The organism is Nocardia sp. NBC_00416, from assembly GCF_036032445.1.
Lineage (GTDB): Bacteria > Actinomycetota > Actinomycetes > Mycobacteriales > Mycobacteriaceae > Nocardia.
The window spans coordinates 3,299,322-3,326,196 of the sequence record NZ_CP107932.1 but is presented as its reverse complement, the minus strand read 5'-3'; the positions used below and the strand labels follow the sequence as shown (position 1 = coordinate 3,326,196).

The following is a 26,875-nucleotide window of genomic DNA, read 5'->3' as shown; positions in this document are numbered from 1 at the left end:
CTCTCGAGGAGGAGCGATCGTGGCCGCCACGGAAGTCGAAACCACCAGCGACAAAGTCGTCACCAAGGTGGACCCCGCCGAGGTTCCGTCGGCGGCCTGGGGCTGGAGCGGCGAATCGCACACCACGTTCCGGGTCGCGGCGATCGTCGTTGCCCTGATCCTGTTGGGCATGCTCGTCGGCAACCACTCCGGCAAGGTGGAGGATCTCTACCTGATCGGATTCGCGGTGGCGCTCATCGGGATCGTGATCCGCGATGTGTTGCTGCGGCGCAAACCGCGGTAACCGGACCTTTCCGACAGCTGCCACGACGCCCGGTGAACGGCCGGGTTACGGCCCGGTGACGTGCCGGTGCCGGTCGCGACTGTTGCCGATGTCTCGACGGCGCCCCGGTCGGGCCGGACTAGACTCGGCACCGACCGGCCGGACCAGTACGAAAGTAGGCAGCCGAAAGTGACCAGCACAATCGGATTGGGGATGCCGACCGCACCCGCAGCGGTGCTCGCGCCGCGGCGCAGGACCCGTCAACTGATGGTGGGTGGTGTCGGTGTGGGCAGTGACCACCCGATCTCGGTGCAGTCGATGACGACGACCAGAACGCACGATGTGAACGCGACGTTGCAGCAGATCGCGGAGCTGACCGCGTCGGGCTGCGATATCGTCCGAGTGGCCTGCCCGCGGCAGGAGGACGCCGACGCGCTGCCGATTATTGCGAAGAAATCGCAGATCCCGGTGATCGCCGATATCCACTTCCAGCCCCGCTACATTTTCGCCGCGATCGACGCGGGCTGCGCGGCGGTCCGGGTGAACCCCGGCAATATCAAGGAATTCGACGGTCGGGTCGGCGAGGTCGCCAAGGCGGCCGGAGCCGCCGGCATCCCGATCCGCATCGGCGTGAACGCCGGCTCCCTGGACAAGCGGATGCTGGCCAAGTACGGGAAGGCGACCCCGGAGGCCCTCGTCGAATCGGCGCTGTGGGAGGCGAGCCTGTTCGAGGAGCACGGGTTCGGTGATATCAAGATCTCGGTCAAGCACAATGACCCGGTGGTCATGGTCGAGGCCTACCGGCAACTGGCCGCGCAGTCCGACTATCCGCTGCACCTCGGGGTCACCGAGGCGGGCCCGGCCTTCCAGGGCACCGTGAAATCCGCGGTCGCGTTCGGGGCGCTGCTGAGCGAGGGGATCGGCGACACCATCCGGGTATCGCTGTCCGCGCCGCCCGCCGAAGAGGTGAAGGTCGGCGATCAGATCCTGCAGTCGCTGAACCTGCGGCCCCGCAAACTCGAGATCGTGTCCTGTCCGTCGTGTGGCCGCGCCCAGGTTGACGTGTACACGCTCGCCAACGAGGTCACCGCCGGTCTGGACGGCCTGGAGGTGCCGCTGCGGGTCGCGGTCATGGGCTGCGTGGTCAACGGTCCGGGCGAGGCGCGGGAGGCCGATCTCGGCGTGGCGTCGGGCAACGGCAAGGGGCAGATCTTCGTCAAGGGCGAGGTCGTCAAAACAGTGCCCGAGGCGCAGATCGTGGAAACCCTCATCGAGGAGGCCATGCGGATCGCCGAGGAGATGGGTGCGGACGCCGGGACCGGGGAACCGGTCGTCAGCGTCGGCTGAGCGGCCCGCGCCACCGGCTCGCCGCCGCGGCGGGCCGGTGCGTGGTGGCCGGGGAACCAGGCGGTCGCGCACGCTTTCGGGATATCCATACCGCTTCGACGCGGTTCATGGCAGGCTGTTGTAGGTGCGGAGTCTGCTGGAGCCGACCCGGCGTGCGAAGTATGTTCCCGCGCGCCAGCTCGCCAAGCGGGACCTGGCGCAGGTACTCCGGGTGCTCGACGACGATCCGGTGGCCAGCTGCATGGTCGCCGCCCGGCTACAGGAATATGGTCTGGACAATCGGTTCGGCCAGGGTGAGCTGTGGAGTCGCGGCGGCCCGGCCGAATCGCTGTGCTTCTCCGGAGTGAATCTGATCCCGCTGCGCGGGGGCCGGGACGCGTTACGCGCGTTCGCGGACCGCGCCATCCGCTGGCCCCGTATGTGCTCCTCGGTGGTCGGCCGCCAAGAACTGGCGCTACCGCTGTGGGAGATGCTCGCCGACCACTGGGGCCCGGAACGGGAGCTGCGCGGCGCCCAGCCGCTGCTCGCCCTCACCGACACGGCTATTTCGGCGGCCGATCCCGAGGTGCGTCAGGTCCGGCCCGAGGAGCTGGACCGCTACCTCGCGGCGGCGATCGCGATGTTCATCGAAGAAGTCGGGATCGATCCCCGGGCCGGTGACGGGGGCCGCGGCTACCGGCGCCGGGTGTCCGGGCTGATCGAGGCGGGCCGGGCGTGGGCGCGGTTCGTCGACGGCGAGGTCGTGTTCAAGGCGGAGGTGGGCGCGATGTCCCGGCGAACGGGCCAGATCCAGGGCGTCTGGGTACGTCCGGAATACCGGGGACAAGGCTTCGGGACCACGGGAACCGCTGCCGTGGCGAACTCGGTGGTCGCCTCCGGTCGCACCGCGAGCCTGTACGTCAACGACTTCAACGAGATCGCCCGCAGCGCCTACCGCGCTGTCGGTTTCCAGCAGATCGCCACTTTCGCCACGATTCTGCTGGACTGACCCGGTCAGGATCCGGTGTGCCGCAGGTGATCACCGGGTCCGGTCGCCTACGATCAGGGCCGATGGCGATCCGTCCGGTACTCGTGATCGTGGTCGCGGCGCTGGTTTTCGCCGTGACCGGATGCGGCGCGGGCGCCGCCGGCCCGATCACCGCCGCGGACAGTTTTCTGAATGCCTTCACCGCCCGCGATATCGAGACGGCCGCCGGTCGGACGACCCGCCCCGAGAAGGCTTTCGCCGCACTCACTTCTGCGTGGGACGAATTGGACGCCGAGGAACTCCGCGCCGATACCGGCGCGGCGCGGATCAGCGGGGACACCGCCACCGTCGACTACACCTACGAATGGCGCCTGCACGGTGGTCGTATCTGGACCTACACCGGTCAGCTGCCGATGGTGCGCAGCGGTGGCGAGTGGACGGTGCGTTGGAGCGGTGCTGCTGTACACCCCCGGCTCGGTGATACCCAGACCATGTCGTTGTCGGTGCGGCCGGCCCCGCGGGCCCGGGTGAACGAACAATCCGGGAGCGACGTACTGGTCCCGGGGACCGTGTCGCGGGTGACCTTCGACGCCGCCGACAGTGGGGATCCGGAGCGGGTGGCGACCGCGGTATCGCGGGCGCTGACCGATATCGACGACCGGCTCACCCCGGAACGGATACTGGATTCCGCGCGCGCGGCCGACGGCGTGTACACGGTGACCGTGCTGACCGAGGCCGAGTTCGGCCGCGTGGGGGCCCTGCTCATCGGGCTACCCGGGGTCCGGGTGACCCAGGAATGGGATATGGCGCCCACCGACCGGAAGTTCGCCCCCGATCTGATGGCGCAGGTGCGGCAGACGGTGATCGACGAGGTCGACGGCCGGGCCGGCTGGCGGGTGGTGGCCCGCAACGCCAACGGTGCGGAAACCGGTGTCCTGCACGAGGTGGCGGCGCAGCCCGCACCGTCGTTCGCGCTGAGCGTGGATCGCCGGATCCAGAACGCGGCACAGCATGCGGTCGACGGCCGGCGGGAACAGACCATGATGGTGGCGATCCGGCCTTCGACCGGAGGGATTCTCGCCGTGGCGCAGAACGCCGCCGCGGATCGGGACGGACCGGTCGCGACCATCGGGCAGTACCCGCCCGGCTCGGTATTCAAAACGGTGACTGCGGCGGCCGCCCTGTCGTCGGGGATCGCGACACCGGACACAGTGATCGCCTGCCCCAGCGCGATCACCATCGGGGAGCGGATGATTCCGAATTACGACGGGTTCACCGTCGGCGATGTTCCCTTGACCACCGCGTACGCGCGGTCGTGCAATACATCGTTCGCTCAATTGGCCAGTACATTGCCGGATTCCGCGCTCTCGGACAGTGCGGCCGCATTCGGTATCGGACCGGACTACACGATTCCGGGCCTGCCGACCTTCTCCGGTTCGGTGCCGGCGGCGGAGGACCGTACTCAGCGCACCGAGGACGGGATCGGCCAGGGACGGGTGGTGGTGAGTGCGTTCGGTCTGGCGCTGATGGCCGCGACCGTGGCGTCCGGCCGCGCGCCGACGCCGTATCTGATCGCCGGGCGCGAGACGGTGGTCGACGGGCAGCGGCCCGCGGTGGACCCGGATGTGGTGCGCGGCCTGCGGATGATGATGCGGGCGGTGGTCGTCTCGGGCACGGCCGAGCGGATCGCCGATCAGGGGGAGGTGTTCGGCAAGACCGGCGAGGCCGAGGTGACGGGCGGCTCACATTCCTGGTTCGTCGGTTACCGGGGCGATATCGCCTTCGCGACGCTGTTGGTCGAAGGCGGTAGTTCCGATAATGCCGTGGCGGTGACCCGGGAAATGCTGGTGGCCCTGCCCGGCGGGTACTGATCCGCCCGGGCGGGCGCCGGTCACTGGCCGGCGGTGGCGGTGCCGGATCGAGTTGCGTAACGGTGACCGATCTCGGTGATATGGGTATCGGTTGTCACGGAATCGCTGACCCGGGCGGGCGCGACGACCGATACGGTGCGGTCGGTGACCGGAGCGGACGAGGCGGTGTCGGTTCCGAGGATCTCGACCACCCCGGTGCCGCCCAGAATCAATCCGGCGGTGATGAAAGCAACTGCGGAACGCTTCATTTCCGGCTCCCTCCGATTCAGAGGTTCGACAGATAGCGAGCTCGGACGGCTCCGGGGAGCCGGGCTCGACGGAAGAGTTGTCTGATGATTTGCTGCTCAGGTCAACCTAAGCCGGGAATGCGCGCCGAGACAAGATGGAAAGCTGGGGAAAATCGATGACGAGCAAATCGTGACCCGCGTCACCGCGATTCGTGATTATTTCGTTATGGCCCATTCAGATTTTGTGCAGGCTGGCAGCCAGATGATCCTGTAATGGCAGGCCGACGGCGCCCATCTGCAAGGTGTAGTCGATGACCCCGTTGTGCATGTGGATGGTGCGGCTCAGCGCCGTCACCGACTTGGCCGTCGTACTCAGGCCGATCGCGGTCGACTCCAATTCCAGCCGCAGTTCGTCGTCGCCGACGGTGAGTTTGCCCTCGCAGATCTCGGTGATCCCGGTGGCATGAGAGAGAATGAGCTCCACCCGGTCGGGGGCCGGGCAGCGCAGATAGCCGGTTTCCACGTGGAGCGGACGGTCGTCGTCGGCGTGCCGGGTGCGCTGCCGGTAGGTCAGGAAAGGCCGTCCGATATGCCCGAACGTGATCTCCTCGAGGTAGCCGAACGGCTCGATCGTGGGGTAATCGCCCTGCCCCGAGCCGCGCCAGGTGCCGAGCAATCCGGCCAGCGAGGCGATAGCGGGATGCGGGGCGGGTGTCTGCGGTTCGGCCACGGCCCACAAGAGTAGACCCTCGCACCGGGATCGGGTGTACCTCCCGGTCCGGCAGCGCGCCGATGTGGGGCTATTTGTTCTTGCGCCGGCCGAACGGCCAGAACGACCGGGTGCGGCGCCGGGGCAGTGCCGCGTAGACCATCGTCATCTCGGCGAACACCCCCGCTTCCCGTTCCCGGTCGGCGCCGAAATCGTCCCGGCCCAGGATCTGGGTTATCGACCCGGGCGCGATCGTCGCCAGCGCATCGAGCAGTGAGGCGTTGAGTGCGCCGAGCGAGATCCGGGTGGTGTCGGGGTCCTCGGCGCCCGGCCCGCCGTGTCCGAGCAACATATGGCCGATCGCGTGCAGCACGATGTGATCGGCATTGCGACCCGAGGCCGACGCGTCGTACACGACGATATCGTCGTGTTTGCGGGCGATCCAGAGACCGTTGCCGCTGCACCCCAGATCGGCGAGCGCCGACCGGTGGGCCGGCTGCAGAGAAATCGGCCGCTTCCGGTGCGCGGCCACCTCGGCGAGGTAGGCGTTGAGGTCCCACGGGCTGGGCAGGGGCACCGACCCAGCCGCATCGCCGAACCTGGCATCCATGCTTGTCATCGGCGGATACGTTACCGATCGCGCGACCGCTCGTCACTTCCGCGAATTCCGGCCCGCTGCTGGAGAACCGGACACGGCACGACGGGCCTGCTGGGCGGCTAGATATCGACCCCCGGGCCCAGGGGCCCGATATTGTGCTGTTTGTTCCACAACGCGGTGAGAGCCCACAGTACGACGCCGACGGCCAGCAGCACACCGGCGATGACGTACTGCGCCGGGTCGCGGTCGGTGAACGGTGTGGCCAGATAGCCGCACGACACCGCGCCCAGCACCGGTAGTGCCGTCGGGGTTCGGAAATGCTCGTGCCCGACCTCGTCGCGGCGTAACACCAGTACCGCGATATTGACGATGGTGAACACCACGAGCAGCAGGAGCGCGGTCGTGCCGCCCAGTTCGGGAACCTGGTCGACGAAGGTGAGCAGCCCGAAGGCCAGCAGGGTGCTGAACAGGATTGCGATATGCGGGGTGCGCCGGCTCTGGTTGACCCTGCCCAGGATCCGGGGGACCACCTTGTGCTTGGCCATCCCGTACAGCAGTCGGCTGGCCATGAGCATATTGATCAGCGCCGAGTTGGCGACGGCGAACATCGTGATGAAGGCGAAGATCTGCGTCGGGAAGCCGGGTGCGCCGATCTGCACTACCTGGAGCAGCGGGGTATCGCCTTCGGCGAGTTCGTCCGGGGGGACGAGCGCTACCGCCGTGATGGAGACCAGCACGTAGATGGCGCCGGTGACCAGCAGCCCGGTGAGCAGGATCTTCGGGAAGATACGGCTGGGCTCCTTGGTCTCCTCCGCCATGTTCACCGAGTCCTCGAAGCCGACCATGGCGAAGAAGGCCAGCGTCGTGGCCGCGATGACCCCGCCGAACGCGGTGCGGTCGCCGGTGTCGAATTCGACGATCCGCCCGAAATCGCCGTTACCGAAACCGAGTGCCCACAGGCCGATGCACACCACGATCAGCAGACCGGACAGTTCCACGCAGGTGAGCAGCACATTGGCCTTCACACTCTCCCCGACACCGCGCAGGTTGATCGCCGCCACCGCCGCCATGAAAGCCAGCGCCACGAGGGTGAGCAACAGTTCGCTGCCGTCGAATTCGAAGGCTTCGGCGAAATTCGCCGCGAACGCCTTGGCCGCGGTGGCGGCAGAGGTGATCCCGGAACTCATCACGGCGAACGTCACCATGAACGTGACGAAATGGATGCCGAACGCCTTGTGCGTGTAGAGCGCGGCCCCGGCGGCCTGCGGATACTTGGTGACGAGTTCCAGATAGCTGAGTCCGGTGATCATCGCCACCAGGAAAGCGACCAGGAACGGCACCCAGACCGCCCCGCCGACGTCGTCGGCGACGCGGCCGGTGAGCGCGTAGATCCCGGTGCCGAGGATATCGCCGATGATGAACAGCAACAGCAGCCACGGGCCCATGACCCGTTTCAGTTCGGGTTGCTGTGCCGGATCGGTGCGGTCGGTGACGTCTGCCAAGAGAACCCCTCATCTCCGCAGTGGCCGGACGAGCCGTGAATCGAACAGTCTCGCTCTATATACCCACTCGGTGGCGCCCGGACTCCTGGTTCACAGGCTGTTCACACGAAGTCAGCTCAGGGCTTCGGCGGCCTCGGCGATCACGACCGCGGAATCCCTGGGGCTCAGTGCCATTGCCCGGAGTTGGTCGAACATCACCCCGAAGCGTCTTATCTCGGAGTGCCCCTCCACGAGCGCGTCGCCGGAAATACCCTCGACGTAGACCAGTTCGGGATCGGTGGGGTCGGGGAAGTCGAGAATCGTGAAGGAGCCGGCCATCCCGGGGTGCGCGCCCGCGTCGAAAGGCAGGATCTGCAAGATCACGTTCTTGCGTTTGGTCGCCTCGCCGAGCCGGCGCAACTGGCCGCCCATCACCTCGGGGCCGCCGACCATCCGGCGGATGGCGGCCTCGTCGAGCACCACCCACAATTCCAGCGGCTCGTCCTTGCCCAGCACCGCGGCCCGGTCCATCCGCGCGCGGGCCCGGCGTTCCAGGTCGGAGGCTTCCAGTTTCGGCATGCACGTATCGATCACGGCGGTGGCGTACTGCTCGGTCTGCAGTAGCCCGGGAATGAAGGAGGTCTGATAGTGCCGGGCCGACAGGGCCACCGACTCGAAGTTGATGTACGCCGCGTACACCTCCGACAGGCTCGCCTCGTAGGGTCGCGACATGCCGGGTTTCTGCGCGTCGGAGAGGAGTTCGAGGGCCTCTTGCCGCCGGGTCTCCTCGACACCGTAGAGGTCCAGCATGGTCATCAGCGTGCGGCGCTGCGGCCGGGCCTGGGCCGTTTCGATCCGGTACAGCGTCGTCACGTTGATCCCGGTCCGGGCGCTGACGTCCTCTTTGCTCAGTCCGGCGTCCTCGCGCATCTCCAGCAGCAGCACCGAGAGCCGGCGCAGACCCGCCGTGAGGACGGTGCGTTTGCCTGCCATGTCATCCCTTTCGCTTCGCGCCCGGTACGGCCCGCCGACCACGGGTTCTCGTCCGCCACGCGTCCTGTCGAGCAACCATAGCCAGGAAGACTCGGGTGTGGCGAGCAGTGTCACCTGCCCGGGTTGTCAGGGGGCGATGTCGCGGCGCAGGACCTTCCCGGTCGCGTTGCGGGGCAACGGATGCGCGGTGATCGTCCAGCGTTCGGGGACTTTGAAGTACGCGAGCCGTTCGGCGGCGAAAGCGCGCAGTTCGTCGGCGCCGAGCGCGGCAGGGTCGTCGGTGACCACCACCGCCGCGACCCGCTGCCCGAGATCGTCGTCGGGAATACCGAGTACTGCCGCTTCCCGCACCGCGGGATGTTCGTCCAGCACGTTCTCTATCTCGGTGGGGTACACGTTCTCTCCACCGCGCAGGATGAGATCGGTACGGCGCCCGGCCATCCGGAGCCGTCCATCGGACAGCGCTCCGAAATCGCCGGTACGCAACCAGCGTTCGGCGTCGATGGCGGCCGCGGTGGCGGCCGCATCCTGCCAGTAGCCGAGCATGACGTACGAGCTGCGCACCCAGATCTCGCCTTCGGTCCCGTCGGGTACCGGGACGCCGTCGGGGTCGCGGATCTCGACCGATACGCCCAGGATCGGGCGTCCGACGGTGTCCGGGTCGGCCGCGAGTTCCGCGGGGGTCGCGACCGTTGCCGCAGTGCCACTTTCGGTGAGGCCGTAACTCGTGGTCAAGGCGACTCCGGCACCGGGCAGCCGAGTGCGCAGACGCTGTTGGAATGCCGGCGAGGACGGGGCGGCGTTCAGCGAGAGCGAGGTGAGCGACGACAGGTCATAGCCGGTCGGATCGTGCTCCAGGAGACGGGCGGCCAGTGTCGGCACCGCGCCCCAGTTGGTGACCCGTTCGTGCGCCATCAGCGCCAGCACCTGCTCGGCGTCGAACGCGCCGGTGTGCAGGACCACGGCCGCGCCGGTGGCCAGCCGGGGGATCACGAGATTGTGCAGGCTGGCGATATGGAAGAGGGGGGAGGTGAGCAGGAAGCGTTTATCGCTCGGCTCACGGTGCGGCCGACCGGCCAGGCCGGCGCCGAGCGCGTCGGTGTAGCGGTGGTAGTCGGTGACGGCGATCAGGTTCCGGTGGGTGTGCACCACACCTTTGGGACGGCCGGTGGTGCCGCTGGTGTAGAGGACGACGGCCGGATCGTCTTCGGAGACCGGTATCACCGGGGCGGTGCCGTGGTGGTCGGCGATCAGGCGCGGCAGGTCTTCGGTGGTGAGCACCGGCACTCCGGTCCCGGCCGCCAGGGCGGCTCGCTTCGCGTCGGCGATCACGACGACAGGCCCGGTGTCCCGGACGCCGTACTCGACCTCCGGTGCGGCCCACCAGGCGTTGTAGGCGACTGCCACCGCGCCCAGGCATTGCGCGGCCCAGAAGGCGATCACCCATTCGGGGCTGTTGGCGGCGAGGATGCCGATCCGGTCGCCGGCGCCGACTCCGTACCGGTCGGCCAGTGCCCGCGCCAGGGCCTGGGCGGCGGCCGCGTGCTCGGTGAACGAGATCCGCCGCTGCGCGGTGACGAGGTAGTCGCGCTCACCCCAGGCTCGTGAGGTGTCGAGCAGTTCGCGCAGCGAGTGGAGTCGGTGGCGCCGGACCGGGATCGGGGCGCCGAGCACGTCCTCGACCGACAGCTCGAACGGCCCGCCCGGGCCGGTGAGCTCGGAGGCCAGGCGGGCGGCGGTGGCCCGGGGGTCGGCAGTATCGCTCATGAGGTCCACATCCTTGTCGGCAGCTGTCCACAGAATCCTTACCGCATCGGTGGGGCGGTATCTCGGCCGCCGGGTCGGAGGGAACGACATGTGATGCGCCCCTGGCACGTCCGGGTGACTCGTCCGCGACGGGAAATGGACGGCGGTCCAGCAGCTCCGAGCTGCTGAGCAAACATATAGCAACCGACACTGTGGAATTGAGCGTGCATCTCGGGCCGAGGGTCTGTTCACGGTTCGGAGTTCGGCGCGGCCATCCGCCGGGCGGCGATACGGCGCCGTGACGGCGGGCGATGTGGCCGGGTCGGTTGTGTCGCAAGACCATAGGGCTGAGTATGGTGCCCGGAATGCGGTGCGGGAACATCTCGGCACGGTTGCGATGTGGTCGCGCAGGGTGCCGTCGGGCCTGGTCCGAGCGGTGCTGCGGGTATGGTTCGGGGCGGCGGAGATTCGGCCCGCCGACGGGAACGATCATGGCGGGTACGCGTTTTCGGCGGGACTGCGTTCAGTTCCGCGAAAAGGATCGTTAGGCTCGCGCACGACGCTGTTCGCAACATTGCGTACCGAAGTCTTGTGTTCTTGCATATGTAAGAGCATGATCCAGCTAGCCTTGTTGTGAACAACGATCCGATGTCCGGGATTACCGAATCGAGAGCCGATCATGTTGGTACAGAGTGTGATGGTGCCGGGTGAGTTCGAGGGGTGCAGATGAGCGCACCCACTCTGGGAGCCCTGCCGACTGCGCCACAACTGCTGTGCGCGTTCCAGGGGCGGCGGGTGGAGGAGCGTGTGCTCCTGCGTTTCGCGCACGCGCTCGTCGAGCTCCACAAGCGCCGCGCGCATCTGCGCGATATGGCGGCGATAGCGGAAATCGACAGTCGCAGAAGCGAACTCGTGGACGATATCAACGACTGGATCACTCGTAAGATGCCGCAGCACCGCAACGGCGCCTCCCTGCACACTGAAAGTCTCGGCGCGGTGATCGACCGGATGGCGCTCAGCTGGGTCGCGGCGAACCAGGCCATCGAGGCGGACGGCGTTCGTAGCGACCGGACGCATCGGCATTGGTATCACCTGGCCGAACTGGTCGACGGCTATACGGATTTGATCGCCGAGGTCGCAGTCGGCCGCCGGCGGCTACCGGTGCAGTAGGAGCGCGGCGGGTCGCCGCCGCGTTCAGTCCGCTGGACGGAAAACCCCCGGATGGGGGACAGGAAAGACCGCAGAATGTCGAATGGACTGGACCGAATCGGAACACCGCGGCGAATGCTCGGTTACCCAACGGTACGGGCCAATTGGAGGTAGTTTCTGCCATGAGGCAGGCGAATGGTTTCGGAGGCGCGGTGCAGACGCGCGACGACTTCGACGCGGAGGAGACACCGGTGCCGGGTATCGCCGCGCTGTCGAAGGTATACCGCGTGCGTGCCGAACTCGATACGATGCTCGGCGAGCTACGCCCCGGCGACCGAGTGCCCGCGGAACGCGAACTGGCGGGACGATTCGGCGTCGCCCGGGAGACGGTCCGCCACGCGCTACGGGATCTCGCGGTCGAGGGCCGTATCCGGCGGCAGGGCCGGGGTACCGTGCTGGCCCGCCCGAAAGTAGTCCGCCCACTGGCGCCCGAGCCCTCCGGCGAGGAAGGTTCCGGGGTGGTGCGCAGTCTGCTGTCCTGGGAGGACGGGGTAGCCGATACCGAGATCGCGCGTGATCTGGAACTGCCGCCGCATACCCCGATCATGACCCTGGAGCGGCTGCTGCACGCCGACGGCGAGCCCATCGCGCTGGAACGCATCGATCTGTCGCTGGACCGGTTCGGCTGGCTCCGGGCCGGTTTCGACCCGCTCGGCTCGCTATCGGCCACGATCGGTGATTCCGGTGTCGAATACAGCCATGCCACCGAGCGGATCGAAACCGTGCTCGCCGCACCCCGCGAGGCCGGGCTACTCCGTTGCCGGCCCGCGGTCCCGCTGTTCCGGGTGGTCCGCCGAGGTATGGACACCCAGGGCCGCCCGATCGAACGGGTCGCCGCCCTGTACCGCGGCGACCGGGTCGCCTTCGAGGTCAGCACCGGCGGCCGCGGTCGCTGAGCGTTCGCCGCGCGGCGAATGCCGAGACCCGTTCCCGGCGACCTCCCCGCCTGCGCCGACTACTCTGTACCCATGTCCGTGCGTACCCGTCAGCCGTTGCTCCCCGGAACTCCTACCCCGATCCGCGAGGTCCCTCGCGAGATAGAGCGGCCGGAGTACGTCTGGAAGAAAACGGCCCGGGAAGGCTCCGAACCGTGGGTGCAGACCCCGGAGACCATCGAGAAGATGCGGATCGCCGGGCGGATCGCCGCGCAGGCGCTGGCCGAGGCCGGTAAAGCGGTGGCGCCCGGCGTCACCACCGACGAACTCGACCGGATCGCCCACGAATACATGTGCGACCACGGCGCCTATCCCTCGACGCTGGGGTACAAGGGCTTCTCCAAATCCTGCTGCACCTCGCTCAACGAGGTGATCTGCCACGGCATCCCCGACAGCACCGTGGTCGAGGACGGTGACATCGTCAATATCGACGTCACCGCCTTCATCCACGGTGTGCACGGCGACACCAACGCCACCTTCCTGGCCGGTGCGGTCGACGAGGAGGTGAAGCTGCTCGTGGAACGCACCGAGGAAGCCACCAGGCGCGCCATCAAGGCCGTGCGCCCGGGGCGCGCGCTCAATGTGATCGGCCGGGTGATCGAGTCCTACGCGAACCGATTCGGCTACGGCGTGGTCCGTGATTTCACCGGCCACGGGGTCGGACCGACCTTCCACAGCGGCCTGGTGATCCTGCACTACGACCAGCCCGCGGTCGATTCGATCATCGAACCGGGGATGACGTTCACCATCGAACCCATGATCAACCTGGGCGGTATCGACTACGAGATCTGGGACGACGGCTGGACCGTGGTCACCAAGGACCGCAAATGGACGGCCCAGTTCGAACACACGCTGGTGGTCACCGAAACCGGGGCCGAGATCCTCACCCTGCCGTGAACCGGCCCGGCGGGGCGTTGCTTGTCGCCGGTACCACCTCCGATGCCGGTAAGAGCGTGCTGGTCGCCGGGATCTGCCGGATGCTGCGCCGGCGTGGGGTGCGGGTGGCGCCGTTCAAGGCGCAGAACATGTCGAACAACTCGGTGGTGACCCTGGACGGCGGCGAGATCGGCCGCGCTCAGGCCCTGCAGGCACAGGCCTGCGGGCTGGAGCCGAGCGTGCGCTTCAACCCGATTCTGCTGAAACCCGGCAGTGACCGGCGCTCCCAGCTGCTCGTGCGCGGCCGCGTCACCGACACCGTCGGCGCCGCAGACTATTTCACCCACCGCACCCGGCTGCGCGAGGTGGTGGCCACCGAGTTGGCCGCGCTGCGCGCCGAGTTCGACGTGGTGATCTGTGAGGGTGCGGGATCGCCGGCCGAGATCAACCTGCGCGCCACCGATCTGGCGAATATGGGATTGGCCCGGGCGGCCGAGCTACCGGTCCTGGTGGTCGGCGACATCGACCGGGGCGGGGTGCTCGCGCATCTGTTCGGCACCCTCGCCGTGCTCGAGCCCGCGGATCAGCGGCTGATCGCCGGATTCGTGATCAACAAGTTCCGCGGCGACGTCGCGCTGCTGCGTCCCGGTCTGGACCAGCTCAGCGCGCTCACCGGACGCCCCACCCTCGGTGTGCTCCCGTACCGCGACGATCTGTGGATCGACGCCGAGGATTCCCTGGGGACCGTCGCCGGCGCCCCGGTCGGGCGCCCGGCCGCGCCCGTCGGCGGCGAATGGCTCACCGTCGCCGCCGTGCGGCTGCCCCGCGTCTCCAATTCGACCGATGTGGAAGCGCTCGCCTGTGAACCCGGAGTCGCGGTGCGCTGGGCGGACGACCCGTCCGGGCTCGCGGACGCCGATCTGGTCGTCCTGCCCGGGAGCAAGGCCACCGTGGACGATCTGGGTTGGCTGCGCCGTACCGGCATCGCCGAGGCGCTGCATCGGCGGGCGGCGGCGGGCCGACCCGTGCTGGGGATCTGCGGCGGCTACCAGATGCTCGGCCGCCGCATCACCGATACCGTCGAATCCGGGGCCGGGGAGGTGGCGGGGCTCGGGCTGCTCGATATGGATATCGAGTTCGGGCGACAGAAGGTGCTGCGCCGGAGCACCGCGGTGGCCACGTCGGGCGCCGCGGGCCGCACCGCCGCCGGATACGAGATCCATCACGGACAGGTCCGCCGCACCGCCGAGACTCCGTGGCTGCATCTCACCGGGTGGACCGACGCGACGCCGGGAGCCGAGCCCGTCGTCGGTGCGCACGTGGCGGAGGGCGGCGTGCGGGACGCGATCTGGGGCACCCATCTGCACGGGCTCCTGGAATCGGATGAATTCCGCCGGTCCTGGCTCACCGAGGTCGCGCGGCAGGCCGGTCGCACCGGCTTCCTCGTCGCTCCGGGCACCCGGGTGGCCGCCGTGCGCGCCGCTCAACTCGATCTGCTCGCGGATCTCGTCGCCGAGCACCTCGATATCGCCGGGCTGGAGCGATTGCTCGCGACCGGCGTTCCCGCCGGGCTGCCGGTTGTTGCGTCCAGTCTCGAGGCACTGTCGGGCGCCGGCCGACCGGGTGACAGGTGAGGCGAGATCGCGGCGCGATGAACCGTGACGATCACCCCGGAGTTGCCGGGACGGCTCCCCGGCCGGTGGACACGCGGTGTAGCGTCAACCGGCATGGAATCTCGGCGCATCGCGGTCGGTGACCGGGACTGGACGGTGCGGGTGGACGGGCCGGTGAGCCAGCACACCGTGTTACTGCTACCCGATTCCGGTGATCCACCGGAGGTCTACGACCGGGTCTGCGCCCGGCTGCACAGTTCCGATCTGCGGACCATCGTGTTCGAAACGACCGACGGACTCGACACCCCGGGCGTGTACGCGGCCCTCGACGAGATCGGGGTGTCCTGGGCGAACGTGGCCGGACACGGCGCGGGCGCCAGCGTGGCGTGGCAGGTGTGCGCGACCGGCTTCGGCCGGTTCGTCAGCCTGGTCGTCGCCGATCGCGGGCATCCGGCGGTGCCCGACAGCGCCGGCGAGGTCCTGGACGCCGGCTGTCCGGCCGTGGAGCTGCCGACCACCGTGCTGGTGACCAAACGGCTGGCCCGCCCGATCGCCGACAGTTCCGGGCGGCACGTCTACGGCGAGTTCCGGGTGGTGGAGGTCGACGTCGACAATGTCGCCGCCGAGGCCGACCAGGAGTTCGCCACCGAGATCGTGCTGCGCACCAGTATGTGGTGAATCAGGATGCGGTGAATCGGGCCGACCGGCCCGCCAGCCAGTCCAGCCAGCTGTCCAATTCGTCGAATGCCTCGGTGCGCGGCGCCTCGGCCGACAGGAACACGTCGTGGCGGGCGCCGTCGATCGGCACGATGGTCGTGCGGTCGCCCAGGCAGCCCGCCCAGCGTTGGATCTGCGCGACATCGAGTACCGCGTCCGCGACATCCACGGCCGGTCCGTATTCGCGGGCGAATTTCGTGAGCTTGGACCGCAGCAGCAGGGCGGGCACCCCGATGTCCAGGCCCCGGTGCAGTCGCGCCTGACCCATCCTGATCGCGCGCAGCCAGCCCGCCCGCACCGGGAATCCGTCCCGCGGTTTCCAGTCCAGGTCGTAGTCCCATTCCCCGGACGCGCTGTGGTGCAGACTGTCGCCGTAGGCGCTGGATTTGCCGAGCGGCAGCGCCGACTTCGCCCGGAAACGGCCCACGGTGTTGATGAGCTGGGTGCCGACGGTGCGCACATACGGCGGACCCTGCAGATCGAACCAGGGACTGTTCAGGATCAGTCCGCTGATACCGGCCGCCGCCGCGCCCCCGGCGCGCTGTAGGCGGTCCAGCCACAGCGAGGTCACCAGACCGCCGGTCGAATGGCCCGCGACCAGCACGTTCGCGTCTGTGTCCGCGCCGATGGCGCGCAGCGACGCGTTCAGTTCCGCGTCGTAGAACGCCAGATCGCTGATGAAATGCGGGGTCTGCCCCGGCCGCAGCGAACGGCCGCATTTCCGCAGATCCAAGGCGTAGAAGCGGTGCCCGCGCGCGGCGAAGTGCTCGGCCAGGTGCTGCTGGAAGAAGTAGTCGGTGAATCCGTGCACATACAGCACCGCGTCGGCGGTGGATACCACGTCGGGATCGGGCAGGTGGCGGACCAGGGTGGCGGCGATATCGCCCTCGCCGTCGGGATCGCGGCCGAGTTCCAGCGTGCGGTATTCGTAGCCGCTACCGAGCACGTCCGGCTGCCAGGTAGCCGCATGTCCCAGCGCGCTGGTGCCGGCCGGGGATTCGTTCGTCACGAGGTCCAATCTAGGCGACCGCTGGTCCCGAACGGTACGGTCCGCGGGGGTACGGGAGAGGAAATTTACGTCACAATCGCCGCCCGGGCTGCGGTTTCCGCGCGTGTCGAGGTGCACAATTGGCAATAGTGAACGACGGGTAACCTACATTCGGCCGAGCCTGCCGGCTCGGCATCGTCACCCGTACAACAACTGCACACGCGCCCCGTGCCCCAGCGGGCGGCGTCCCCACCGGATGTACGCCCCGCGGATCAGGACAAGGAAGTCGAACACCCGTGCCGAACGCTGCCCAGACTGAAAAGACCGATGTAGTCCTCATCGGTGCCGGCATCATGAGCGCCACCCTCGGCGCGCTGCTGCGTCAGCTGCAGCCGGACTGGTCGATCTCGGTGTTCGAACGGCTGGACGCCGCCGCGGCCGAGAGCAGTGACCCGTGGAACAACGCCGGTACCGGGCATTCGGCGCTGTGTGAGCTCAACTACAGTCCGCGGAAACCGGACGGTTCGGTCGATATCGGCAAGGCCGTCGATATCAATGAGCGCTTCCAGGTGTCGCGCCAGTTCTGGGCCTACGCCGCGGAGAACGGGATCCTGGGCGATCCGTCCCGATTCGTCAACCCCATCCCGCACGTGAGCTTCGTGCACGGCGCCGACGATGTGGAATACCTGCGTAAACGGTACGAGGCGCTGTCGCGGCACCCGCTGTTCGCCGGGATGGAGTACATCGACAGCCCCGACGAATTCGCCCGGCGCCTGCCGCTGATGGCCCGCGGCCGTGATTTCTCCGATCCGATCGCGCTCAACTGGAGCGAAGGCGGCACGGATATCGATTTCGGTTCGCTGACCAAGGAACTGCTCGCCTATATCGGCGCCACCGGCGGTGAGATCGGCTTCGGCAACGAGGTCCGCAATCTGGCCAAACAGCGTGACGGGAGCTGGAAGGTCACGGTGCGTAATACGCGGACCGGCCGCAGTCGCACGCTGATCAGCAAATTCGTCTTCGTCGGCGCCGGGGGCGGGGCACTGCCGCTGTTGCAGAAGGCGGGGATCAAGGAGATCCGCGGTTTCGCCGGGTTCCCGGTGTCGGGTCAGTTCCTGCGGTGTACCAACCCCGGACTGATCGGCAAGCACGAGGCCAAGGTGTACGGCAAGGCCGCCGTCGGCGCGCCGCCGATGTCGGTGCCGCATCTGGACACCCGCGTCATCAAGGGCAAACCGGGTCTGCTGTTCGGCCCGTACGCCGGATGGACCCCGAAGTTCCTCAAGGACGGCAGCAACGCCGATCTGTTCAAGTCGATCAAACCGGGGAACCTGGTGCCGATGCTGGGCGTCGGCGTCACCGAGTTGAGCCTCGTCAAATACCTGGTCACCGAGCTGATGAAATCGCAGTCCGGCCGGGTCTACACCATGGAGGAGTTCATCCCGCGCGCCGAGGGCCGCGACTGGGAGCTCATCACCGCCGGGCAGCGGGTGCAGGTGATCCGCCGCAAGGGTGCGGGTGGTGTGCTCGAACTGGGTACTGCCGTCATCACCGCGCAGGACGGATCCATCGCGGGGTTGCTGGGCGCCTCGCCGGGCGCGTCCACCTGTGTGACCGCCATGCTGGACGTTCTGGAACGCTGCTTCCCGACCGAGTACGCGCAGTGGTCGCCCAAGCTGAAGGAAATGGTGCCGTCGCTGGGCGTCAAGCTGTCGGAGAACCAGCGGCTGTTCGCCGAGGTGTGGGACTGGACGGGTAAAGCGCTGCAGCTCAACCGGTCCGGTGCGCGCGCCGAGGTCGCCGCCGGGGTCTGAACGCGACCGTTGCGTCGACAACGGCCCGCGGGAACAGGATTCCCGCGGGCCGCGTCGCGTTGTCCGGCCGGAGACCGGCGGCTTCGGGCTTTCACGTGCATCCGGCGCCGAGGTGTGATAGCAAGGCGCGATGATGTCAACGGTTCTTCTCCGCCGGTCATGGGCGCAGGATCTCGATACCCCCACCCTGTACGAGTTGCTGAAACTTCGGGTCGAAGTATTCGTGGTCGAGCAGAAATGCGCGTACCCGGAATTGGACGGGCAGGACCTGCTGGCCGAGACCCGGCACCTGTGGCTGGACGACGAAGGCGAGGTCATCGCGACCCTGCGGCTGCTCGAGGAGCACGAGGACGGGGTGAAATCCTTCCGGATCGGCCGGTTGTGTACCGCGGTCGAGGCCCGCGGCCACGGATACACCACCCGGTTACTGCAGGCCGCCCTGGCCGAGACGGGTTCGCATACGGTCCGCTTGAACGCCCAGACCTATCTCATCGACCTGTACACCAAGCACGGATTCGAAGTCGCGGGCGAGGAGTTCATCGAGGACGGGGTCGCGCACGTACCCATGCGCCGGGGCTGACCGGTCGATCGCCCGGGCCGGTCGGCCGCGTGCGGCCGGTCCGGGCCGCCGGTAGGGGTGGCCGGGCCGGCTCGGGGCACGATTTAGAGTGGGTGCGTGTCCTCCACCGAGATCGCCCGGCCCGCGTCCCGCACGTTCCTCGCCGCCGAGGGCGGTGAGGCGGGATTCCCGTTCTCCGCGGTCGTCGGACAGGAGCGGCTGCAGCTGGCCCTGATCCTGTGCGCGGTCCATCCCGGAATCGGCGGGGTCCTGGTACGGGGCGAGAAGGGGACCGCGAAATCGACGGTGGTGCGGGCACTGGCCCGATTGCTGCCGCCGGTGGTGGACGAATCGGGGGCGCGCCCGGCCCGGCTGGTGGAGTTGCCGGTCGGCGCCACCGAAGACCGCGTGGTCGGCTCGCTGGATCTGGAGCGGGTGCTGCGCGACGGCGAACAAGCGTTCCGGCCCGGTCTCCTCGCGGCGGCGCATCACGGTGTCCTGTACGTGGACGAGGTGAACCTGCTGCACGACCATCTGGTGGACGTGCTGCTGGACGCGGCGGCGATGGGCCGGGTCCATATCGAACGTGACGGGGTCTCGCATTCGCATCCGGCCAAATTCGTCCTGGTCGGCACCATGAACCCGGAGGAGGGGGAGCTGCGGCCCCAGCTGCTCGACCGGTTCGGCCTGACCGTCGACGTGGCGGCCTCCCGTGAGGTGGACGTGCGGATGGCTGTCGTGCGCCGCCGTCTCGACTACGAGGCCGACCCGAACGGTTTCGCGGCCTCCTACGCCGGCGCGGACGCCGAGATCGCCGACCAAATCCTCACCGCGCGCGATCGGCTGCCCGGTGTCGCCCTCGACGATGTGGAACTGCGGCGTATCGCCGCGGTCTGCGCCTCCTTCGACGTGGACGGTATGCGCGCGGATCTGGTGGTCGCCCGGACCGCCACCGCGCACGCCGCCTGGTCCGGGCGTACCGCTGTCACCGAGGAGGACGTGCGGATCGCCGCCGAGCTGGCGCTGCCGCACCGTCGCCGTCGCGATCCGTTCGACGAACCCGGGATCACCTCCGAACAGCTCGACGACGCCATGCGCGACGCGGCCGATCAGGCCGACCGGCCGGAAGATCCGCGACCGGAGGACGATGGGCGCGACGACCCGGGTAGCGGAGCGGGCCCGGAACAACCGGACGACGATCCGGACGGCCCGGGTGGCGGCGCCGGCGCGCCGGAGTCCGACGACCCGGCCGCGGAGGGCGCTCCGAACCCCGAGGCGCCCGCGCCCAGCGGGCAGACGACGGCACCGTCCGCGGCGGCGGTCCGCCCGCCGCGCTGGGAGGTTCCGGGGGTGGGCGAAGGTGCGCCGGGTCGTCGTTCCCGGGCGCGGACCCGGCAGGGGCGGGTCGTGAGTGCGACCCGTGAACTCACCGGCGGACTGCATCTGCTCGGCACGCTGCGCGCCGCCGCGCCGCATCAGCACGCCCGCGGCCGCCGGGCCGGCGGACTGTTGCTCGCCCCGGACGATCTGCGCGGGGCGTATCGCGAAGGCCGCGAAGGCAACCTGGTGGTATTCGTAGTGGACACCTCCGGCTCCATGGCCGCCCGCGACCGGCTGTCCGCGGTGACCGGCGCGGTTCTCACCCTGCTGCGCGACGCCTACCAGCGACGGGACAAGGTCGCGGTGATCTCGGTGCGCGGGAGCGAGGCCGAACTGGTGCTGCCGCCCACTTCCTCGACCGATATCGCGGTCCGCCGTCTGGCGGGTCTGCGGACCGGTGGCAAGACTCCGCTCGCGGCGGGTCTGCACAAGGCGCGCGAGGTCGTGCGGCGGGAGCGGGTGCGCGACCCGCGGCGGCGGCCGATGCTGGTGCTGCTCACCGACGGCCGCGCCACCGGCGGCACCGACCCGGTCCTGCGCGCCCGGTCGAGTGCCGCTCAGCTCGCCCGGGAGGCGGTCACCTCGATCGTCGTCGACTGCGAGCGCGGCATGATCCGCCTCGGCTTGGCCGCCGAACTCGCCGGGGCGCTGCGCGGCACGGTCGTCCGGCTCACCGAGTTGACCGGATCCTCGGTGGCCGATCTGGTCCGCACCGGAACCACCGGGGGCAGCGCCCGGGCTGCCTGACCCGCACCCGAACGATCGCGAAACCCGAACGACACCGAGGAGATTCCATGCCCAAAGGGGTGCCCGACCATGTGCCGGCGGACGGTCTCACCACGCGGCAGCGGCGTAACCAGCCGGTGCTCGCCGTGCACACCGGCGCGGGCAAAGGCAAGTCCACCGCCGCGTTCGGGATGGCGTTGCGGGCCTGGAACCAGGGCTTCGACCTCGCGGTCTTCCAGTTCGTGAAAAGCGCCAAATGGAAGGTCGGGGAGGAAGCCGTGTTCCGCGAGCTCGGCCGCCTGCACGCCGAGACCGGCGCGGGCGCGCCGGTGCAGTGGCACAAGATGGGCGAAGGCTGGTCGTGGAGCCGGAAATCGGGCACCGAGACAGATCACGCCGAAGCCGCGCTGGCCGGATGGCGTGAGATCGCGCGCCGGCTGCGGGACGAGGAGCACCGGTTCTATGTGCTCGACGAGTTCACCTACCCGCTGAAATGGGGTTGGGTCGATGTGGACGAGGTTGTCGAAACCCTGCGTGACCGGCCCGGCAATCAGCATGTCGTGATCACCGGCCGGGACGCGCCCGCGGCCCTGATCGACACAGCCGATCTGGTCACCGAGATGACCAAGGTCCGGCACCCGATGGATGCCGGCCGCAAGGGACAGCGGGGTATCGAATGGTGAACCGCGCCAACAGCGGGCCGGGGCACACCGATTTCCCACACAGGGCCGCCAGCGACCCGGACACCGCGCGATGAGTACCGGCGTCCCGGGGGTGGTGCTCGCCGCACCGGCTTCCGGCAGCGGGAAGACCACAGTGGCGACCGGGCTGATCGGCGCGCTGCGCCGGGTGGGGCATCGAGTCACCCCGTTCAAGGTGGGGCCCGACTACATCGACCCGGGATACCACGGGCTCGCCGCCGGGCTCCCCGGCCGCAATCTCGATCCGGTACTGGTGGGCCGGGATCGGATCGCCCCGCTGTATCGGCACGGTTCTCGTGGCGGTGATATCGCGGTGGTCGAAGGGGTCATGGGCCTGTTCGACGGCCGCATCGACGAGCAGTCCGCGGATCCGGTCGCCGAAGGTTCCACCGCGCAGGTCGCGCACCTGCTCGGGCTCCCGGTGATCCTGGTCGTGGACGCACGCGGGCACAGCCAGAGCCTGGCCGCGCTGCTGCACGGATTCGCCACCTTCGACAGCGGAGTCCGGCTCGGCGGTGTGGTCCTGAACCGGGTCGGTAGCGCGCGGCACGAACAGGTGTTGCGCGCCGCCTGCGACCGGGTGGGGCTGCCGGTGCTCGGCGCCCTGCCCCGCCTGGCCGAACTCGAGGTCCCGTCCCGGCATCTGGGGCTGATCCCGGCGGTCGAGCACGGTGTCGCGGCCGTGCGCGCAGTGGAGGCTATGACCGAGCTGGCCGCACGCCATATCGACCTCCCCGCCGTCGCGGCGCTGGCGGCCGCGCCGCAGTCGGGGCCGCTGTGGGACGCGGACTCGGAGGTAGCCGTGGGCGAAGCGGTTCCGGACGGCCCGCCCCCGCTGATCGCGGTCGCGGGCGGGCCGGCTTTCACCTTCGGCTACGCCGAGCATCGGGAGCTGCTGACCGCGGCCGGCGCCCGCGTCGTCGTCGTCGATCCGCTGCACGACACCCTGCCCGCGGATACCGCCGGATTGGTCCTGCCGGGCGGCTTCCCCGAGGAACACGCGGACGCCTTGGCCGCCAATACCGCGTTGCGCGCCGCGGTCGCCGAACAGGCGCGACAGGGGCTGCCGGTGCACGCCGAATGCGCCGGACTGCTGTACCTCACCAGATCGCTGGACGGGCGCCCGATGGCGGGTGTGCTCGACGCGTCCGCCGAGTTCGGGCCGCGCCTGACGCTGGGCTACCGGGAGGCGGTCGCGCTGGCGGATTCGGTGCTCTGGCGGGCCGGGGAGCGCGTGTACGGTCACGAGTTCCACCGGACCCGGCTGTCCGAACCCGGTACCCACCCGGCCGCCTGGGGGTGGCGGTCGGACGGGGGACAGGTTCGTGAAGGAGCGTTGGCGCACAATGTGCACGCTTCCTATCTGCACACCCATCCCGCCGGAAACCCGGCCGCCGTGAGCCGTTTCGTCGCCGCGGCGCGCGCTCATCAGCGCAGCCGCGCCGCGGCACCGGTCCGGTGACCGGGTGGCGCCACCCGACTCCGGGCCGGTCCGTGCCACGGCCGCACCGCTGGTGACGGGTCGCCCGGACATGCTGGCCGTAGGCTTGGGCCTGCGCCCGGACCTGCCCGCCGACCGCATCCTCGCGGCCCTGGCTCAGGCCCTCCCCGGGCTGCGGATCGCCTGCCTGGCGACGCTCGACCGGCGGGCCGGAGAACCGGGCGCACAGCGCGCCGCCGTACTACTCGGGGTGCCGCTGCACGGTTTCGCCGCCGACCGGCTGGCGCAGATGCCGGTCCCGAATCCGTCGGACCGTGTGGTCGCGGCACTGGGGATTCCGGGCGTGGCCGAGGCCGCGGCGCTGCTGGCGGGAACCGGGCCGTTGATCGTGCCGCGGCGGGTGGTCGGGGGAGTGGTGATCGCCGCGGCGGCGGCCTGAGAGTCGCGGTCCGCTAGGGCGCCACCGACAGCAGATCCGCGAAACCCGTGGGGTCGTGGCGGCCGACGCTGGCGTGTTCGAACAGTCCCCAGCCTTCGGCGTCACCGCAGCGTGCGTGCGCGATATGGTCGGTGACGCCCCAGGGGGCGCGGCCTGCGACGGCCGGGTCGGTGAGGTCGTAGCGGTTGGCCCACGACCAGTCGCGGCCCTTCCACTGACCGTGCTGCCAATCGGGATCACCGCCGTATCCGCAGCCGATGTGCAGCGGTATCCCCGTGACGGTGCGGATATCGATCGTCAGTGGTTTGCCGTCGGAGGTACGCAGTTCCAGGCTCGCGGTTTCGGGATGCCGGGTGCCGGATCGGTAGCCGATGGTGATCCGCGGCCAGCCCAGTTGCTCCACCGAGCCGTCCGGGAACACTCGGACCGCGTCGTTGAGGGTGCGGTAACCGTCGGGGTTCTCCTGGATGATCACCACGACCGCGAAATCGTCGAAACGCAGCGGGACGTACAGCCACCAGAACCCGCCCGGTCCCTCGGTGGCGGACCGGCCGGCGGGTTCGGCCTCGCCGACCGGGCGGATTCCCCAGGACCGGTCCCGTGTCCCCGTCCAGACCTCCGGGTCGACCGTGATGTCCGTGCCGTCCACCGCGATCGTGCCCGCCCAGGAACCGACCTGCGCGAAGCGCGAGGCGTCGAGGGTCGGGCGGTTGCCGGCGAGCATGACATGCGGCTGCTCCTGAACCGCGGGGAAGGCGCCGGTCCAAGTGAGGTCGAGGCCCAGGTCGTCGTGGTCGCAGACGAGCCTGATCCGGCGGAGCGGTTCCACCACTTCGATCCGGTAGCCGCCGACCGCCATGTCCAGGCTCCGGTCGGCGAGCGCGTCGGAGAACCGCACCGAAGTGATCTCGTCGTCGCGGCGCAGCGCCGCATAGGCGTCGACGACCCCGAGGTTGGGATACACCCCGAATCCGGTGACGATCATGAGGGCGCCGTCGCGGTTGTGGGCATTGAAATAGCTGCGATCGTAGAAGTTGCGATCACTGGTCGCGGCTCGGGCGATGGGCAGCGGCGTCTGGTGGATCGGGTACTCGTCCAGCGGTCCCGGGGCCGACCCCGGTGTGTGGGCGGTGTTCTCGCTCATCTCAGTCCCATCCGTAGGTGCCGTCGAGCAGGGCCTCCAGGGTGGCGCGGTGCATGATGTAGTCGTCGCGCTCCGCCGGGGCGGTGTCCTCGCCCATATGGATCATGCGGCGCTTGATCCGGGCCATCACGATCGCGTGCCGCAGCGCGGCATAGGTCAGGTGGAAGTCCAGGTCCCGGACGGTGTGACCGCTGGCCTGCTCGTACTGGGCGACGACCTCGTCGCGGCGCAGGAAATCCGGGAGGCCCGGCATGCCGAATCCGGTGGCGATGTCCTGGAAGAACCGGTGTAGGAAGATCATCCAGGCCAGATCGAGCTCGCGCGGGCCCAACGCGGCCATCTCCCAGTCCAATACGGCGATCGGGGTGAATCCGTCGTAGATGATGTTGCCGGGCCGGGCATCACCCCAACTCAGCACATCGGGCCCCGGATCGTCGGGGAAGTTGCGGTCCAGCCAGTCGAAAGCGCGCTCGATCAGCGGGATCTCGAATCCATCGTCGGCCAGCGCCCATCGGTACCAGGCGCGGTTGGCGTCGATATGCCGGCGCAGCGCCGGCCCTGGACCGTCGAGTTCCGGAAACCGTTGCGCAGGTTCGGCGATGGTGTGGATTCGGGCGAGGATATCGAGGCTGTTGCGGGTGAGCTCGGCCCGCTCGGCGATCGTCGCGTCGTACAGCCAGCCGGCGAACACATAGGGTGGATTGTCGCCGGGGATCCGCCCGTCCACCCGGTCCATCACGAAGAACGGGGCACCGCAGGCCGCGCTCCCGGTTTCCAGCCAGCGCAGGCCGGGCACCGGGACATCGGTGCCGGTCGCGACCTCGGACATGATGCGGTACTGGAGCGGCAGATCGTAGTTCTCGAATACCGGGAACGCGCCCTCTTCCGGGATCATCCGCGCCACGAACGACCCTTCGGCCGGCTCTCCACCGGATTTCCAGTGCGCGTCGAACAAGACCGACGCGCTGGACAGTCCACCGGATTGGGGCCGGTGCAGTGCGGTGATCACCGGCTGTTCGTCGGCGCCGACTCGCGCCGCCAGCCAGTGGGTGAGCTGCCCGGCGAGGGCGTCCAGATCGCGCTCGCTCGTGGTGAGCTGCATATGTTCGGTGGGGTTCACTTCGTCGGGCATCATCGTCCTCCTGACGCCATCCGGCCTCGGCGCGGATCCGGCCCGTGCACCGCCCGGGCAGCGGTGGCGCGGCGCCCGGGCCGCCCGCGTGCCGGGAACTGTAACGCGTTTCAATACGGGGTGGAGGCGATTCGGCTGATCACCGCGCGGCCGGAAACCCGGTATCGCCACGCGGGCGCGGTGGGCCGACCATAATCCCCTGCGACGGCCGGTCCGCGGTGCGGCCGGGTCGGTGTCAGGAGGTGGGAAATGAGCGCGATACCGCGCCGACGGGACCTGGACAAGGCGGCAGGGGGCGCCGGAATTCCGGTCGGTGGCACCGGGGGCCGCTGGTGAACCACCTGCGTAATGGGATCGCCTGTGTGGTGGCGGCGGGCGTGCTACTGGTGCTGGGCGCGGCGATCCGGCCGCTGTTCGTCGACGACCCCGTGGCACCGGCCATCCTGTCCGCCACCGAAACGGGCTTCGTTCAGGATATGTCCGCCCACCACCATCAGGCGCTGGTCATGGTGCAGCGACTCGACCCCGGCGCCGACCCCGCGGTCCTGGGCGTGGCCCGCCAGATCGAGGACACTCAACTCTCCGAGATCGGCATGATGCTCGGCTGGTTGCGGATGGCGGGTGCGCCGGCGGCCGGTCCCGAGCCGATGCGCTGGATGCCCGAGCAGACCCACGAGCACCACGCCGCGCACGACCCGCACGCCGCGAGCATGCCGGGAATGGCCACCCAGGGCGACCTCGACGCGTTGTCGGCCGCCCGCGGTCGCGCCGCGGCCGTCCTGTTCCTCCGGCTCATGCAACGCCATCACGAGGGCGGGATCGCCATGGCCCGAGCTGCCGACGCGCTGCTCACGGGGGGCGTGGTGAAACAGGCGGCCCGGGAGATGATCAGCGAGCAGACGCAGGAGGCCGGGCTGATGGCGCTGCTACTGGCGCAACTGGAATCGAGTCCGCCCGGCTGAGTCGGAATGATCGTGACCCGGGCGCGGTTACTGGTGAT

General features: G+C 69.1%; 25 protein-coding genes. 16 read left to right on the top strand and 9 right to left on the bottom strand.

What is annotated here, in order from left to right; all coding sequences use genetic code 11:
* Window positions 1–19: 19 nt before the first annotated feature.
* The 4 genes from OG804_RS13965 to OG804_RS13950 all read left to right on the top strand — a co-directional run bounded on the left by OG804_RS13965 (window position 20) and on the right by OG804_RS13950 (window position 4,447).
* A complete protein-coding gene (locus OG804_RS13965) occupies window positions 20–283 on the top strand; it encodes a DUF2631 domain-containing protein (protein ID WP_328397588.1) in 264 nt (87 codons plus the stop codon).
* A gap of 168 nt (window positions 284–451) precedes the next feature.
* The gene (ispG, locus tag OG804_RS13960) at window positions 452–1,609 is read left to right on the top strand and encodes a flavodoxin-dependent (E)-4-hydroxy-3-methylbut-2-enyl-diphosphate synthase (protein ID WP_328397587.1); all 1,158 of its coding nucleotides are present in this window, start codon (window positions 452–454) and stop codon (window positions 1,607–1,609) included.
* Between the two features lie 124 nt (window positions 1,610–1,733).
* Window positions 1,734–2,597, top strand: a complete 864-nt coding sequence (locus OG804_RS13955; protein ID WP_328397585.1) for a GNAT family N-acetyltransferase — start codon at window positions 1,734–1,736, stop codon at window positions 2,595–2,597.
* Between the two features lie 62 nt (window positions 2,598–2,659).
* Entirely contained in the window at window positions 2,660–4,447 is a 1,788-nt protein-coding gene (locus tag OG804_RS13950; protein WP_328397584.1) for a penicillin-binding transpeptidase domain-containing protein, read from the top strand.
* A gap of 20 nt (window positions 4,448–4,467) precedes the next feature.
* Here the strand turns inward: OG804_RS13950 and OG804_RS13945 are convergent, their stop codons facing one another.
* From OG804_RS13945 to OG804_RS13920, 6 genes are all read right to left on the bottom strand, one after another.
* Entirely contained in the window at window positions 4,468–4,695 is a 228-nt protein-coding gene (locus OG804_RS13945) for a hypothetical protein (RefSeq protein WP_328397583.1), read from the bottom strand.
* Between the two features lie 214 nt (window positions 4,696–4,909).
* Window positions 4,910–5,404, bottom strand: a complete 495-nt coding sequence (locus OG804_RS13940) for a peroxynitrite isomerase (protein ID WP_328397582.1) — start codon at window positions 5,402–5,404, stop codon at window positions 4,910–4,912.
* A 70-nt stretch (window positions 5,405–5,474) separates the two neighbouring features.
* Window positions 5,475–6,002, bottom strand: coding sequence for a hypothetical protein (locus tag OG804_RS13935; RefSeq protein WP_328397580.1), 528 nt, complete (start codon window positions 6,000–6,002; stop codon window positions 5,475–5,477).
* A gap of 98 nt (window positions 6,003–6,100) precedes the next feature.
* On the bottom strand, window positions 6,101–7,426 hold the full coding sequence (locus OG804_RS13930) for an APC family permease (protein ID WP_328398386.1): 1,326 nt from the start codon (window positions 7,424–7,426) through the stop codon (window positions 6,101–6,103).
* Between the two features lie 168 nt (window positions 7,427–7,594).
* Window positions 7,595–8,455, bottom strand: coding sequence for a helix-turn-helix domain-containing protein (locus OG804_RS13925; RefSeq protein ID WP_328397578.1), 861 nt, complete (start codon window positions 8,453–8,455; stop codon window positions 7,595–7,597).
* 126 nt (window positions 8,456–8,581) lie between these two features.
* Window positions 8,582–10,222, bottom strand: coding sequence for a class I adenylate-forming enzyme family protein (locus tag OG804_RS13920; RefSeq protein WP_328397577.1), 1,641 nt, complete (start codon window positions 10,220–10,222; stop codon window positions 8,582–8,584).
* A 705-nt stretch (window positions 10,223–10,927) separates the two neighbouring features.
* Here OG804_RS13920 and OG804_RS13915 point away from each other — a divergent pair.
* The 5 genes from OG804_RS13915 (at window position 10,928) to OG804_RS13895 (ending at window position 15,512) form a co-directional block, all read left to right on the top strand.
* Window positions 10,928–11,371 (top strand): DUF4254 domain-containing protein, encoded by a 444-nt coding sequence (locus OG804_RS13915; protein ID WP_328397576.1) that lies wholly within the window; start codon window positions 10,928–10,930, stop codon window positions 11,369–11,371.
* Between the two features lie 161 nt (window positions 11,372–11,532).
* Window positions 11,533–12,306: a GntR family transcriptional regulator gene (locus OG804_RS13910; RefSeq protein WP_328397575.1), complete on the top strand. Its 774-nt coding sequence runs from the start codon at window positions 11,533–11,535 to the stop codon at window positions 12,304–12,306.
* Between the two features lie 72 nt (window positions 12,307–12,378).
* Window positions 12,379–13,242: a type I methionyl aminopeptidase gene (gene map / locus OG804_RS13905; protein WP_328397574.1), complete on the top strand. Its 864-nt coding sequence runs from the start codon at window positions 12,379–12,381 to the stop codon at window positions 13,240–13,242.
* A complete protein-coding gene (locus OG804_RS13900; protein WP_328397572.1) occupies window positions 13,239–14,855 on the top strand; it encodes a cobyric acid synthase in 1,617 nt (538 codons plus the stop codon). The genes map and OG804_RS13900 overlap by 4 nt, the downstream gene beginning before the upstream one ends.
* Before the next feature lie 93 nt (window positions 14,856–14,948).
* Window positions 14,949–15,512 carry an alpha/beta hydrolase gene (locus tag OG804_RS13895; protein ID WP_328397570.1) on the top strand — a complete coding sequence of 188 codons (564 nt, stop codon included), beginning with the start codon at window positions 14,949–14,951 and terminating at the stop codon, window positions 15,510–15,512.
* Between the two features lies 1 nt (window position 15,513).
* Here the strand turns inward: OG804_RS13895 and OG804_RS13890 are convergent, their stop codons facing one another.
* Window positions 15,514–16,560, bottom strand: coding sequence for an alpha/beta hydrolase (locus tag OG804_RS13890; RefSeq protein WP_328397568.1), 1,047 nt, complete (start codon window positions 16,558–16,560; stop codon window positions 15,514–15,516).
* A gap of 332 nt (window positions 16,561–16,892) precedes the next feature.
* Here OG804_RS13890 and mqo point away from each other — a divergent pair, with 332 nt between their 5' ends.
* The 6 genes from mqo to OG804_RS13860 all read left to right on the top strand — a co-directional run bounded on the left by mqo (window position 16,893) and on the right by OG804_RS13860 (window position 23,599).
* Window positions 16,893–18,353 carry a malate dehydrogenase (quinone) gene (gene mqo / locus OG804_RS13885; RefSeq protein ID WP_442941824.1) on the top strand — a complete coding sequence of 487 codons (1,461 nt, stop codon included), beginning with the start codon at window positions 16,893–16,895 and terminating at the stop codon, window positions 18,351–18,353.
* Between the two features lie 130 nt (window positions 18,354–18,483).
* A complete protein-coding gene (locus OG804_RS13880; RefSeq protein WP_328397564.1) occupies window positions 18,484–18,933 on the top strand; it encodes a GNAT family N-acetyltransferase in 450 nt (149 codons plus the stop codon).
* Between the two features lie 111 nt (window positions 18,934–19,044).
* The gene (locus OG804_RS13875) at window positions 19,045–21,039 is read left to right on the top strand and encodes a magnesium chelatase subunit D family protein (RefSeq protein ID WP_328398384.1); all 1,995 of its coding nucleotides are present in this window, start codon (window positions 19,045–19,047) and stop codon (window positions 21,037–21,039) included.
* Between the two features lie 47 nt (window positions 21,040–21,086).
* Window positions 21,087–21,701, top strand: a complete 615-nt coding sequence (gene cobO, locus OG804_RS13870) for a cob(I)yrinic acid a,c-diamide adenosyltransferase (protein ID WP_328397562.1) — start codon at window positions 21,087–21,089, stop codon at window positions 21,699–21,701.
* 70 nt (window positions 21,702–21,771) lie between these two features.
* Window positions 21,772–23,181: a cobyrinate a,c-diamide synthase gene (locus OG804_RS13865; protein ID WP_328397560.1), complete on the top strand. Its 1,410-nt coding sequence runs from the start codon at window positions 21,772–21,774 to the stop codon at window positions 23,179–23,181.
* Between the two features lie 4 nt (window positions 23,182–23,185).
* Window positions 23,186–23,599: a cobalamin biosynthesis protein gene (locus OG804_RS13860; protein ID WP_328397558.1), complete on the top strand. Its 414-nt coding sequence runs from the start codon at window positions 23,186–23,188 to the stop codon at window positions 23,597–23,599.
* Window positions 23,600–23,612: 13 nt separating this feature from the next.
* Here OG804_RS13860 and OG804_RS13855 read toward each other — a convergent pair whose 3' ends face one another.
* On the bottom strand, window positions 23,613–24,743 hold the full coding sequence (locus tag OG804_RS13855; RefSeq protein ID WP_328397556.1) for a hypothetical protein: 1,131 nt from the start codon (window positions 24,741–24,743) through the stop codon (window positions 23,613–23,615).
* A 1-nt stretch (window position 24,744) separates the two neighbouring features.
* Window positions 24,745–25,878: a phosphotransferase family protein gene (locus OG804_RS13850; RefSeq protein ID WP_328397554.1), complete on the bottom strand. Its 1,134-nt coding sequence runs from the start codon at window positions 25,876–25,878 to the stop codon at window positions 24,745–24,747.
* Between the two features lie 329 nt (window positions 25,879–26,207).
* On the opposite strand from OG804_RS13850, the gene OG804_RS13845 reads away from it, so the two are divergent.
* Window positions 26,208–26,837, top strand: a complete 630-nt coding sequence (locus OG804_RS13845; RefSeq protein WP_328397552.1) for a DUF305 domain-containing protein — start codon at window positions 26,208–26,210, stop codon at window positions 26,835–26,837.
* Window positions 26,838–26,875: the final 38 nt, after the last annotated feature.